Origin of the sequence: Paenibacillus koleovorans NBRC 103111 (genome assembly GCF_004000845.1) — a bacterium.
In the GTDB taxonomy this organism is placed as follows: Bacteria; Bacillota; Bacilli; order Paenibacillales; family NBRC-103111; genus Paenibacillus_AA; species Paenibacillus_AA koleovorans.
This window is the reverse complement of sequence record NZ_BIMA01000099.1, coordinates 15,444-28,129: the sequence shown is the minus strand read 5'-3', so window position 1 is coordinate 28,129 and position 12,686 is coordinate 15,444. Positions and strand designations below refer to the sequence as shown.

Annotated in this window: 9 protein-coding genes and 1 tRNA gene; all 10 read right to left on the bottom strand. The window is 56.5% G+C overall.

Going from position 1 to position 12,686, the window contains the following annotated elements; translation table 11 throughout:
* Nucleotides 1-74 precede the first annotated feature (74 nt).
* The 10 genes from PKO02S_RS24775 to PKO02S_RS32555 all read right to left on the bottom strand — a co-directional run bounded on the left by PKO02S_RS24775 (nucleotide 75) and on the right by PKO02S_RS32555 (nucleotide 12,681).
* On the bottom strand, nucleotides 75-743 hold the full coding sequence (locus PKO02S_RS24775; RefSeq protein ID WP_127587233.1) for a TlpA family protein disulfide reductase: 669 nt from the start codon (nucleotides 741-743) through the stop codon (nucleotides 75-77).
* A 78-nt stretch (nucleotides 744-821) separates the two neighbouring features.
* Nucleotides 822-3,281 carry an S-layer homology domain-containing protein gene (locus tag PKO02S_RS24770; RefSeq protein WP_127587230.1) on the bottom strand — a complete coding sequence of 820 codons (2,460 nt, stop codon included), beginning with the start codon at nucleotides 3,279-3,281 and terminating at the stop codon, nucleotides 822-824.
* A gap of 42 nt (nucleotides 3,282-3,323) precedes the next feature.
* Nucleotides 3,324-3,950, bottom strand: coding sequence for a hypothetical protein (locus tag PKO02S_RS24765; protein ID WP_127587228.1), 627 nt, complete (start codon nucleotides 3,948-3,950; stop codon nucleotides 3,324-3,326).
* Nucleotides 3,951-4,235: 285 nt separating this feature from the next.
* On the bottom strand, nucleotides 4,236-5,462 hold the full coding sequence (locus tag PKO02S_RS24760) for an RtcB family protein (protein WP_127587226.1): 1,227 nt from the start codon (nucleotides 5,460-5,462) through the stop codon (nucleotides 4,236-4,238).
* Nucleotides 5,463-5,499: 37 nt separating this feature from the next.
* Nucleotides 5,500-8,085, bottom strand: a complete 2,586-nt coding sequence (locus tag PKO02S_RS24755; protein ID WP_127587224.1) for a metallophosphoesterase — start codon at nucleotides 8,083-8,085, stop codon at nucleotides 5,500-5,502.
* A gap of 2 nt (nucleotides 8,086-8,087) precedes the next feature.
* A complete protein-coding gene (locus PKO02S_RS24750; protein WP_127587222.1) occupies nucleotides 8,088-9,353 on the bottom strand; it encodes a methyltransferase domain-containing protein in 1,266 nt (421 codons plus the stop codon).
* A gap of 39 nt (nucleotides 9,354-9,392) precedes the next feature.
* Nucleotides 9,393-10,181: a nucleotidyltransferase domain-containing protein gene (locus PKO02S_RS24745; RefSeq protein ID WP_373865240.1), complete on the bottom strand. Its 789-nt coding sequence runs from the start codon at nucleotides 10,179-10,181 to the stop codon at nucleotides 9,393-9,395.
* Between the two features lie 239 nt (nucleotides 10,182-10,420).
* On the bottom strand, nucleotides 10,421-10,879 hold the full coding sequence (locus tag PKO02S_RS24740) for a DIP1984 family protein (protein WP_127587218.1): 459 nt from the start codon (nucleotides 10,877-10,879) through the stop codon (nucleotides 10,421-10,423).
* 33 nt (nucleotides 10,880-10,912) lie between these two features.
* Nucleotides 10,913-12,415 (bottom strand): TROVE domain-containing protein, encoded by a 1,503-nt coding sequence (locus tag PKO02S_RS24735; protein ID WP_127587216.1) that lies wholly within the window; start codon nucleotides 12,413-12,415, stop codon nucleotides 10,913-10,915.
* 196 nt (nucleotides 12,416-12,611) lie between these two features.
* Nucleotides 12,612-12,681: transfer RNA gene (locus tag PKO02S_RS32555), tRNA-Ser, on the bottom strand.
* Nucleotides 12,682-12,686: the final 5 nt, after the last annotated feature.

The following is a 12,686-nucleotide window of genomic DNA, read 5'->3' as shown; positions in this document are numbered from 1 at the left end:
CATCCAGCCGACCGTTCCACCGCCACAACACCTAAGTAACTATGCGGGATCGTTATTGTATGCTGTACCCCAGGTCACTTGGGCTCAGCGAGCAAAGCGTCGACGACGGAGCGCATCTCGCTCTCGGTCATGACGCCCACTCGGTTATAGGCGATTTTGCCGCGCTTATCCATCAAGATCGATACCGGGATCGAACGGAGTTGGTAGGCACGAGTCACCTTTTTGTCCGTATCGAGCAGGATTCGGAACGGGTATGGATGCTCTTGGAGGTAGTGGGCTACTTTGTCCCGCTCCTCACCCACATCGACGGCTAAGTAGATGATGTCCCTCCCCAGCGTATCGCGATACACCTTCTCCAGGTCCGGCATTTCCTGAATGCAGTATTTGCACCAAGTCGCCCAGAAATTGATGTACACAACAGAGCCGTTCAGGTCGCTGAGCGAAACCGGCTGCCCCGCCAGGTCGGGCAAGGTGAAGGCGATGGCGGGCTTCCGGTCCGCGACCGGGATCAGTCCGTTAAACGGCTGGGCAGGCAACGCACCGGCGGCAGAGCTGCCATCCGCCCCAGCGGCGGCCTGGGCCGATCCCGATGCGTCGGCCGCACCCGCCTCCTGCTCCAGCGAGGCGGACAACCCGGCATACTGCGCCTCCACCGGCTGACCAATGTTATAGTGGGACGTGACATAACCGGCGGCGGCGAACAGCAGCAGGACGGTTGCCCATAGCACGATTTGTTTTTTCACGGGCCGACTCCTCTCTCGCTCATGGCTTAAGCCCAACGGACGGAATGGACAGCCCGGCTCGGCTGCCCATTCCTGCGCTTATGGAAGCAAGTTATAGAGCACTTGCGCCGCTTCCGCCCGGGTCGAGAGACCGGCCGGATTCAGCTTGCCGTCGCTGCCCTGCACGACTCCGCCTGCCACGAACACGCGGAACGCCTCTAGCGCGTAGCTCGAGATCTGCGCGGCGTCGCTGAAGCTCGCCACGGTCGTCGAAGTCGTCGCCGCCGGCAGCTTGTTCAGCTTGCCCAGCGAGCGGTGGAGCAGCGTGAACAGCTGCTCGCGGGTAATTTCCCGCTCCGGCTGGAACTGATTGCCCTCCGAGCCTTCGGCAATGCCCAGCTTCTTGGCTGCGGCCAAGTATGGCGTGTAGTAGGTGCTGCCCGCGTCGGCGAAGTTATCCTTCGCGTTCTCCTCCCCGGCGATGCCATAAGCCTTCAGCAGCAGGACGATGAATTGGCCGCGGGTGATTGAGCTGTCCGGACTGAAGTGCGTGTCGTCCGTGCCGCTCGCGATCTTCTTCGCCACCAGCGCGTTGACGGCCGGGTAGTACCAGGCCGTAGCCGCCACATCGGCGAACGCCGATTGGGCAACTCCGACAGTCACAGCCGAGACCGGTCCCGCCGAGTAACCGTACTTGGCGGCGGCTCTCACTTCGTATTTGCCGGCGGCCAGGCCACCCGTCTCACTCGCCTTCGCGGCGGTGAATTTGTCCGTGCCGGCGGGCCGGTACTCCAGCAGCGCCGATGTGCCGACAATTTTGCCGTCTGCAACGGCTGCCGTCGTAGCGGCTGCGCCGGTCAGACCGGCAGGAGCAGCCTGCTCCAGATTCAAGTCCACCGTAGTGAACGGACTCGCTTTGGAGCTGGCTGTCGCTGAATAGCGGAAATAATACGTGCCCTGGCTCAGCCCGGTCAGGGAAGCGCCTTTCACCGGCTGGTACGCCGCGTCTTCGGCTCGTTTGTACTCCAGACCGGCTGCAGCCAGCCCGGTAATTTGGCCGTCCTTGCTATCCGCCGACTTCGGCGCCGTTCCCTTTAGTCCCGCCGGAGCCGTTTGGGTCGCGGTAATGCCTTTTACGGAAGGAAGAACATTGTCCAGCGCAGATATATAGTTGTTGTAGTTTACGCCTTTTTTGCCGGCGCTCTCGTAGTTCGGTTGAATGTTGGCCCAAGTGTACATGAGCTCGACATGCCCCAGAATCGGAGCAGGTTTACCCTGTGCATCCTTGTGATCCTTGTTGTAGACGAAGAAGTAAGGCACCTGCAGCTTGTTGGCCACTTGCTCCACGCCGTTCGCATCCTTGTAGCTGACGTTGTTGCTCGCTTTCTCATACAGCGTCTCGATGTTCGGCAAATAGGTGTTGACCAGGTCCACGTAACGATCGGCAAACGGATGACCAGTCGCGCGAATTTGCAGGAAATTGGCGTTGTCCGTACCGGCCGGCACGTCCGGCGTTCCGCCGATCCCGCCGTCCAGCTTCGTATCCCAGTTGTAAACCTTCGTTACGTTGTATTGCTTGGCATACTGGTTGACCAGCTTGGCGATCGCCCGCGTGTTCGGGCACCAGGAGCAGCCGAACAGGAATACGTACGTCCCTTCGCTCTGCAGAATACTAGTCAATTCGTCGTAAGTAACGGGATCGAGCACAACGTCTTTGTCGGCTTCGCCGAAAATCGTTTCGCCCGCAAATTTGTTATAAGACGAGACGATGTAGTCGTTGTTGCTGTGCGGGGCCGCCAAGTCCGGCTTCAGCGCCGCCGGCACCGCATCGAAGGCTGCGCCGACTTTCGCTTTGTAGGCTGCAATCGCAGCCGCCGAGTCCGTCGCCGAGCCGCCGCTCGACAAGCCGTCGATGCCTTGCACCGCCGAGATAATCGGAGCGCCGGTTGCGCCGGTTTTGTAATCCTTGTTGTACACGAACAGGAACGGCGCTTCAATCTTCGGGGCGGAGCCCTCGAATGTATTCGTCACCGTGTCGGGCGCTCGTCCAGACGTAATCGATATGCTGTATTCCACGGTCGCGGAGCCGTCGAGGAAGCCGCCGACATTCGTCAAATATTTGTTGACCAAGTCCACATAACGTCTCGAGTATGGATTGTTCGCGGAATCCGCGATATCCGTTGCCGGATAGTTGCCGTCCAGGCGGGTGTCGAAGTTGTAGACCGTCTTGATCCCTTTGGCCTGCGCAACCTCGTTGATGTACCCGACCACCGCTTGCGTCTCGGGGCTCCATGCTCCGCCGAAGAGGAATACGTTCGTTCCTTCGGATCCAAGCAAAAAATCCAGTTCATGGTAGGTGGCCGTTTGGTAGACGTGATTGTCGTCGGTGATCCGCTCGTATTTATCGTTAAAATAACTTTTATAAGTGCTGTTGGGTGCTGCAGCTGTTTGGTCCGCAGCGATGGCGGCTCCTATGCCGGCCACCGGGAAGACTGACAGACCCAGGGATGCGGCCAGCAGCAAGGATACAACCCGTTTGCTCCCTATTCTCTTGTTCATCTGTTGTTCACCTCTTGATTTATGTTTGGTGGGAGTGGGGGATTAGCAGCCCTCTTCCGACTCGATGTCGCAGCTCTCGTCGACAACCGCTGCGGATGACGAAGCCGGTGAGGACACTGGCGTTGCGGCGGGTTTGACGGACGCTGCAGGGGCCGGTTTCGGCGTCGCAGCTGCCGATTGCGGCGTTGGCGCCGGTGTAGCGGCCGGGGCGACGCTTGGCGCCGGTGTCGGTGCAGGCGCCGATGAAGCCGGTGTCGTGGTCGAGGCGTTGTCTGCTGCGGCGACCTTGACCGGCTCTTGCTTCGGCTCGGCTGCTGCAGGTGCTGCCGGCTGCGTAGATGCTGCAGCTGGAGCCGGTGTTGCCGCTGGGGCGGCGGACACCGATGAAGAGAACGTCGCCAAAGTCGGTGTATGCGCCGATATTGCCGGGACGGCTTCAGGCGAGGATGCGGCCTGAGGCTTGCTGTCGGCTTGCGTCAGCACTGCCGGCTGCACTTTCCCTTCAATCGCCGGTGCAGGCGATGGTGCCGATGTCGCTTCGGCTGTCAGCGAAGCCGCTTGCACCTCGCCTCTTTGGCTCGGATTCGCCGTAAGCGCGACGACCGTGCCGACCGCCAGGAAAGCGGCCAGACCTCCCAATAACCATTTCGATTCATTGCGTTTTGCCATGTGTACATTCTCCCTTTCTCTGTTTTGCGGATAAAAAAAATCCAACTAGGCATCGAATCGCAAACGCGAATTCGCTCCTGTTGAATCTCTGGCTATCCAGTGGATTGTATTTATTCTTATTTATCCGGCGGCTTGAAATTATCCTTATCATACGAGCAACCGGGAGCCATGTCAACGATTAATTTCATTTTTCCGATATGTTTTATCGGAATTAGACTTGGGTGATGGAATTTCCTTAACCAATCACCCTATCCGGCATAAATGAATTCGATTTTTCGCACCCGGTTAATCCTTATACGGATCGAACTCATCCGCCCCAGCCATACACACGCCGATCGGACGCAGCACATGCAGCACCTCGATCGTCTCCGCATGCGCGTCGAGCACCTCCTGGAGCTTGCGGTAGACGAACGGACTCTCGTCCGTGCCCGCGCCGCGCAGCTCTACCCCGAAATCGCGGACAGCCTTGGCCATCTGCTCGGGCGAGATCTGACCCCCGGTGCGAACGCGCGTCTTCCAGTTCATCTTGCCCGCCGCCTGCGTCCGGCTCATGATCCGCCCTGCCCCGTGCACGGTGCTGTAGTACGACTCGCGGTTCTCATCCGTATCCTTGCCCCGTACGATCACCGAAATATCGCCCATGCTGCCGCCGATGAAGCCGACTTGCCCCGGCGACGAAGGTGTTGCGCCTTTGCGCACCACTATCGTGTCCCGACCGTCATGCAGCTCGCGCCAGGCGTAGTTGTGGTGGTTGTGCACCTCGAAGTCAGCCGCAGCTCCCAGTATCGCAAGCACTTGGTCGATGACGTAGTCTCGCCCTGCGTAAGCGTAGCGGCCAGCTAGCTTCATCGCGCGGAAGTACATATCGCCCCGCTCGCTTGCGAGATCTAGCAGCACCGGCGGTTGGTCCATCTTCTCGCCCGGCGCATTCTCCAGGAACTCGCGTCCGGCTGCAAGGTTGAGGAAGCCGCTCGCCGTCTTGTGGCCGAAGCCACGGCTCCCGAAATGATTGCCGACCCACAGCCGACCGGTCCCCACTTCCTCGAACAAGTCGACGAAGTGGTTGCCGCTGCCGACCGTCCCTAGCTGCTCGCGGGCGAGCGCCTTCAGCTTGTCGTGCTCCTGTCGGCCGACGGCCGCGTAGACGCTCCAGTCCGGGTCGTCGAACAGCTCATGGTCGACCCGCTCGCTGTTCACGCGGCCTACGCCGAACGACACCTTGCGCGCGATGCGGTCCATGATAGCCGACAGCTTCGGCTTGATATCCGCCGCTTGCAGGTTCGTACGCACGGCCTTGTTGCCGCAGCCGATGTCGTAGCCGACGCCCGAGGGCGAGATTTGTCCCTCGTACACGACTACCCCGCCTATCGGCTGGCTGTAGCCTTTGTGATGGTCGGCCATTAGCAGCGCCTGCACGACATGGCCATGCTCCGCGCAGGTTTTGGCTTGCGCAAGAGCGCCCGGATCGGGCTGGCCCCAGACGCGTACGCCGTCTATCGTTTGGTAAGTCATGGTTCGTTGCTCCTTTTCCTGTTGCCCCTTCAGCCCTTTACAATCGCGGATCCATCTCCTTCTCCTTCGCCACTTCGAACAGGAGGTTGGCCGCAATTTGTCTATAGCTCCCGTTCTCCGGCGAAATCTCGTTCAGCGGGACCGCCAGCAGCTGCATTCCCAACCGATGTTCGTTAGCCGACGTCCGCAGCTTGGGGGCAATATTTTTTTGCTTCAACAGCTTCTTGTACTTGTGAGGGAACTTATAGTCATAGCCGTAAATGATCGACAAGTATTCCGGGTTGCGAACCTTTAAGTAAGGAACGGCACCGCGTGCATCCTGCTCCGGCTTAATGACTACCCCTTCCATCCCGTTCTCAATCGTCAGCTTGCCGAAAAACCGCTCCGCCCGCTCATACGCCTCCGGGTCCAGCAGGTTCAACCGCAAAAACTCGTCATCCGACAAAAAGCTGTACATATCGGAAGTCCATTGATCCGGCAACCGCTCTTCCCCATTCTCCAGCACTTCCTTCAAAATGGCAAACGGCTTGTAGATCAGCTCCGCTTCCCCGGCATACAGCTCCAGCTGACGTTTGTAAACCTGATACGCCTCCTCATGTCGATCCAACGGGACAAAAGCATCGCGGATCCCGCGCAGGTGCTTGAAGTTCTGGTAGACAAACGCGCCATACTTCTCGCTGAGCGCAGCCTTCGGGAGATGATGCTGATCCTTCTCAAACTCGCCTGCCTCCATCTCCCGTACAAGCTTGCCTAGCGCTTCCTCAAACCCATGCTCCTTCAGAAACGCAATCTCCGTCTCCAGCGCTTTGCTTATCGGTTGGAATTGTCGCTCGATCAGCCCTTCGCCCAGCGCTTTCCATGGCAGCAGCTCCCCGTCCAGGATCATAACCGCCACCTGCTGCTCCCCCATATACGACTCGAATCGCTGCAGCAATTGGGCATATACCGGCAGCAGATCGACACTTTTCACCTTATAGCCATTCCGGCTGACCGCGTAGCACTTATCCAACTCTCGATCCAGGTACACGTTGCAGCGGGATCCCATATACTTGGGCTGCAGCACGACATCCGTCACTCCGCGTTCCTTGAAGTAATCCAGTCCTCTGGCCAGCGATTCAAGCTCGCCCGCCGCCTCGTCCTTATCCGCAGGAGACATCGTGCCGGAGATGAAGTTGATGCGATGGCGCGAACAGTACCGCAGTCTGCGCACCGCCTCATCGTCCAGCTCCTGCAGCAAGACCTGCCTCTCCTCCCGAAACAGGGTCGGCAACGGGTCCTCCACCGCAGTCGTCACAGAAGCATGACTTTTGTAGAACGGTTTCGTGCCGATTTTGACGGAGGTTAATTTGTTGCCATGCACGCAGCCGGTGTCCAAATGCAGCTTGTTTTTGATCCGAAACGTCTGTTGAGCGGCAATATGACCGAACAAATGGTAAGGATGGTTGTTAACCGCCTCTTCTTGCAGAAACGCGAGCTGCCCCTCAAACGGCTCTTCCCGCTCAATCCGAAAATTGCGCTGATGGCGGGCCGAATTCGCGTCTAATTTGCCTATATATTTGTTGCGGCATGGCGAATGCGTGATGTAGTAGGAAGGTCCTTGAATGCCTATATTCCGGTAAAACGGTTTCGACTGTTCGACCAGCCATGCAAACTTCTCGAATAGAGCCGGGTCCTCCTGCAAAGGCTGCGTCGAGTCAAAATAAGTCCTTAACAGCTCAGGGTCGGCACCTTGAATGTCCCCCTGCAAATACTTGTACACGAAATTTTCGTGATTGCCCATTACAAACAGAAAATGCTCGCGATTCTCATACAGAAACTCAACGATCGTTCTCGTCTGTTTCCCTTTGTCGATCCAGTCGCCTAGCAGCACGATCCGGGTTTCCCTAACCTTTTCCGTCGCGATCAGTTTCCCCTCTTGCAGTAGATACCCGTAATCCCTAAGCAGACCTTGCAGCTCCTGAACGCACTCATGCACATCCCCAACCACAATATAGCTGTAGCCTTGCGGCAATATGGTCTCGGTGTAGCTCTTCCAATCTTGGACCACTACCCGATACTCCGGATTCGCCGAACCTTCCTCCACGAGAAAAAAGTCCTTCGCCCGCACCTTATGAACTTGGCCGTATCCTTCCCGGTTCAAATGCGGCAGCACGTCCTTCCGCAGACGGTTCAAATGCGCCGTAATCAGCTTCTTCGACCGCTCCGAGGTGTAGTAATCCTCCCGCTTGCGGTAATCGAACAAGATCACTTCCAGGTTGTAATGGTTCTCGTGGGCAATGTCCCTCACCTTGCTGCGAAAATCGTCCGCCAGCCCGATCGTATCCACCACTACGAACTCCGCATTGATCGGGAAGGAGGTGACCAGCCTGAGCCGCTCGAACAGGAGCTGAAACGTATGCGAGCTCGCTTCCAGCATGACCGAATCGTATTTGTCGTACTCGTAGCCAAGCAGTTCCTGCCGGATTGCGTCGGACGAGAGGTATTGCACATTGCTCCGCCAATTCCTCTCCGCATCTTCAAGCTTCAATTGAGGAATAAGCACTTCCTTCGCAAAAGTCGATTTGCCGCACTCCGTTGAGCCTACCAGCATAAAGACGGTATGCACCTGTGTCTGAATTTCCATTGTCACCCCTCCTTCCTGCGAATCAAGACGCCCTGCGTCGTATGAATGCCGTTCACGCTGTCGCCGATGGCCAGCACTTCGTAGCTTACTTTGTCGTGTTGAACGATTTCCGCTATCCATTTTTGAAACGCCTGCTCGCCCATCTCCCATTTATGATCCTCGTGCCGGAACCCATTCAGCTCATAAAAATCGTTAAAATCGGCATTCGGTGTCGTTACGATGAACTGCTCGAAATCGACGTTGCCGCAGATCTGACGAACTAGTGCCCCCGCCTCGTCCTCGCTCATATGCTCGATTACTTCCGTCAAAATAACATCGACGCGCTCCCCGTTGTAAATCTCCAAGAAATGATCCAACGACCGGAAAGTCGCGATGTTGTCGAGCTCCTTCGCCTCCGCTTTGCGTGAAACCGCCTCCAGCAGCTCCTCGTTTACATCCACGGCATAATAGAGGCCTTCCAGCTTCGGTGCGAGTGCAAACGCATAAAACCCTTCCCCGCAACCCACATCGAGAATCGGCTTATCGAAAGAGATCAGCCGGGTGATAAAATTTCTCCTCTGCAGCCCCGTGCCACCATACTCCAGCCGAATCGCATAACGGTCGGTACGTTCGATGTCCGCCTTGTACTTCTTGAACCGTTCTCGGCTGTTCAGGAAGTTTCTCGCGAACAAGCTCCTGATGTAGAAAGGGGGATCAATAATGTTGAGACTCCGTATGTATTTGTCCAGCACCGCATCCGAAATATCGATATACTCTTCCCCGAAGATCGCCAGGAACAAAGTCAGCAGCCCGGCCGCGTGAAGCAGGTGGTGCAGGCTTTTCCGAGTGGATACTGTCAGAGAGTAGCTCTTATGCGCTTGATGCTGCAGGGAGAACGTGAACTCGTTCAGGTGTTTGGCAAAAAAATCGATATACCGGACGCGATCGATATGCACCATATTGATATAAAACCGATGCTCAAAGCCTTCCGTATCCCGCTCATCCTGCGCCTTTACCGCGTTCTGGAAAAACTCCGTAATGGCATTGAGCGGAAACAGCGGCGTATTGTAGCGCGAGACGTTCAAGTATTCGAAGCTTTCGTCCGCCTGCTGCTTGTAGGAAATCTCGTTATCCGCATCTTTGAAATACACGTTGAACGTGGTTTCATCCGAATACCAGCCATATGCCATCCCTTGCCGGACCTCGCGGAGCTGCATGCCCGTTCCCGGATTTTTCTTGATGAGAAATGAAAATTGCGGATTTGTGGACCTTAGCTGTACGATAGCCACCCATATCATCCTTTCTTAATTCCAAGTAGGGCCAGTTGTTCAGCCCAGTCCCCACACTTCCTTCACTGCCGCTCGAAACAGCGCATCCAGCCGCGCATCCAGCCCGGTATCCACGATGCGTTGAGATGCTGCGACCGCTTCGAGCCTAACAAGCTGTGCCTCCAGGTACGCATTGATCGCCTCTATCCTCGGCTCATAGTCCAGTTCCTCGCTGCTCTTCTTGCGCCGCAGCAGCTCCTGCACGACCGACCACAGCTCTCCATCTCTCGGGATCAGCCTCTCTACTAATAGGTCGAATTCCATAGGAGGCATCTCGTCGTACCGCTCGATCCACTCGCAAGCCAGCACCGGACGCAGCACATAGAAGTACTTCTTGATGCGTACCCGCTCCCCCTGCAAATACTCCCGGTAGTTGCCCCGAGCCATGTTCAAGTAATGATACATACAAGCCTTCGGCGAAAAGGTGAGCGGCGAAATCTCGCGGAGCTGTTGCGCTATACCGGACGTCTCCGAGTAACGAATCGGCGACTGCAGCCACTCGAACAGCGGAGGGTTCGACTTCCGGTACAGGTTCAACGCTTTGCGCAAATCCCACCCGTTGATGTCCAGCTGATCGTTGATCGGACGTTCGACGACATCCCGCTTGTCGAAGATCGACAAGTACCACTCCGCCGGACGAATGTACAGGAACCGCACGTCATAGTCGCTGTCCCGGGAAGGAAATCCCCAGGCGCGGCTGCCCGACTCGCAGGCGTACAGAATGCGGATGTGCTCCTCTTGCTCTATTACGTTTAATTGCTCTTTTATCGTTTCATGCATCGTTTGCATAGTTTTCATTGTCCTCACTCCTCAACTGCTATCCCCTAACCCGCCCTCACCTATCCCCATCAATCAGCACGTGGTCGTTACGGTACACCATACACAGTACTTCCATGCTCAAGCGCATTCTTGTTACATTACTGGGCATATCGGTAAAAAGAGACATGGCCCCGCGTCTCGTCATAGGAGTTCCAACTTACCCGCTGGAGGGGTTGTGCTCGCCTTGATCGGACAGGTTACCTTCGCAGCTAATCCAGTAAATCAGTCTTCCAGTTCATCTCTTGAATCTTAAAATCCATCTCTCTGTAAGTCCGAGAAATTTCGTCAATCTCCGCTTGAATACCGGTCACATCGATCGTCCGCTGAAATTTGACCTCCGAGCGGCTGAACCGTTCGTGTCGAATCGAAGCTTGCTCGAGCGTGTCGCTGAGCAGCTTTCTGCGCTGCATCAATTGGTCTCGTTCGGCCAACGCATCGGAAATGCTGTGATCGGCGTCAAAAGGAGTGAGGGCATTCGTCTTGTTGATCCGTCGGATCCAAACGGTCTGCACATCCAGTGTCATCTTCATTTCCGCCAACAGCACCAACGGATCCTCCGCAGGGGTCTCGCCCTCCTGCACTTTTACAACTCGATCCAATCGTTGCTTCAACTGTGCGATTTTCTTTTGGCTGTCTGCTCGAAGGACGAGAGCCTCTGCCAGTTTCATATTTTTCTCACCTCATGTTTTTTTGCTCTGTCTTTACGTGTCCAGCTCCAAACCTTCCACCGCCTGCACCATCGTACCGTAGCCCCGAATCGAATGGGCGATAAAGCTGAGCACTGTGTCGCTCCAACCGTAGATGTAGAACGTGTTGCGGTCCAACGGTGGGACCATGGCGCTCCGGTACGGTGCGATGTCGATGATGAACGCCCGGACATCCGGGTTCACTTTCGACCGATACTTCATCAATTCTTCATAGAAAGGACTGCCGCTGTTTTGCTGTTCGTCCGTGATGATCACGATCTGGTCGACCTTCTCCCGCTTCCTCAGCAGCTCCCGTACCGGCGCTCCGGTGTCCGTGCCGCCTCGCGCCTGGATTTGGTCGGCCTGCGACAGGATGCTGTCCCTTCGGGATGGCCTTGGATCCACCACGACGGTATCGAACAGCCAGAACAGCGAGTCGCCTTCGGTTTTCTTGTACAGCGCCAGGGCGAAAACAGAACCGATCTGCAAGTACTCGCCGCTGTTCATAGAGCCCGAGGTATCCAGGAAAATGGCCGTACGGCCTTCCAAATCCGGCAAGTTGGCGAATGTGGCCTCGACCGCATCCCTTAACGCATCTCGCAGCGCCTGGTGCTTAACTTGCCGGAATGCCTTAGCGAAGCGGAAAGGAAAAATTTGGGCTTTGCGCAATGTGTGTACGTCCGTCAACCGAGCGACAACCGTGTCCAGGTTGTACCGGTTCTCCAGCACGCCGGCCCGCTCCAAGGTGTTCAGGTTTCGGAGCAACGCCATCGCCGGCATCTGATCGATCAATGCTTCCCAGATGGCCTGAGTCGGCTTCACAGCCCCTGTGACCACCTCATGCGGCAGCTTGCCGACTTCGATCCAGTGCAATTGCTCCAGCTCCGTCTTGGCCAGCTTCAATTGCTCCAGCGCATCGACTTGCGGCAGCAGAGACAGATTCGCCTCTTGACCGCGCAAATAGCGGAACAGCGCTTGCTGCTTCAGATCGGCCGGCTTCGGGTGAGCCGTTGCGATCGCATCCCCTAGGCTGTAGCCTCGGCCGCGTCCGTTGTACTTGATCGCCCAGTACTCCGACACGCCCGCCAGGAACCGGTTCACTTGCCGCTTCACCGCGCGACCGCCCTCTCCACGGCCCATACCTTGCAGAATGGTCAGGAAGTCGGACAAGTCCGAAGGAATCCTTACAACCCGTAGGAACACTTTCGCCAAGAGATCCGGGCGGTACTCAGAAAGGATGGCCAAGCCGAACAAGGGTTGCAACCTCATATAGCCTTCGTTTCTTGCGTAGACGAGCGCTTTTGCCATAAATTCCGGGTTCGTCTGGGCCATCTCGCGATGCAGGTCGTCCGCATCCTTCATAAGGTCGTCTTGATCTGCATAGAAGGTTTGGCCGAATGTATTGGTCACCAGCACCTGGATGTACTGCTCTTCCTTGGACCGGACGTAGGCCGGGTATCCATCCGCGTTTCGTGTTGTTGGTCGAATTTTCGAAAATATCTTTTGTGCGAAACTCATCTCGATTTCCTCCTTAGTTGAAGAAGAGCGAGGAAGGGGTGGAGAAGGCCACGGCAAGCCCCAGAGGCTGTACCGCCCATACTTTTCACGAAGTAGCCCTCTCAGTCGCCTCGCTCTAGTTATGAATCGTAAACATCGTTGAGGAAAAGGTCGGAAAGGTACAATGCTGCTCTACCAACTGAGCTACCCCACCTCGCGGTGAGGGTTGGACTCGAACCAACGACCTGCCGAGTAGGAGTCGAAGTAACCCTTCCATACGCCTCAACGATGC